Origin of the sequence: Halomonas sp. SIMBA_159 (assembly GCF_046536035.1) — a bacterium.
Classification (GTDB): Bacteria; Pseudomonadota; Gammaproteobacteria; order Pseudomonadales; family Halomonadaceae; genus Vreelandella; species Vreelandella venusta_A.
This window is the reverse complement of the sequence record NZ_JAWJBT010001807.1, coordinates 1-230: the sequence shown is the minus strand read 5'-3', so window position 1 is coordinate 230 and position 230 is coordinate 1. Positions and strand designations below refer to the sequence as shown.

The following is a 230-nucleotide window of genomic DNA, read 5'->3' as shown; positions in this document are numbered from 1 at the left end:
CGCAGGTAGAGGCGGTGGTGTTTGAGCCCAGCGGCGTATTAGAAGGCTTGACGCCCAATAGCGGGGTGGTGGACTGTCCCCCCGCCTTTCCCAGCGCAACGGCCCAGGTAGCGGCTAAAGTAGTGAAGGCGGGCGGGCGTTTTAGGGACGCCGCAATGACACGCGCGCCCAAAGGGGCTGCAGAAGGGCGGCTAGAGCTCATTGTTGGCGCGCCCAAAGTGCTTTTTGAC

Annotated in this window: 1 protein-coding gene; it reads left to right on the top strand. The window is 63.0% G+C overall.

The features are described from left to right. The coding region (locus R0J87_RS25435) for an NAD(P)-binding domain-containing protein (protein WP_498889794.1) at positions 1-230 on the top strand (230 nt) is incomplete at both ends.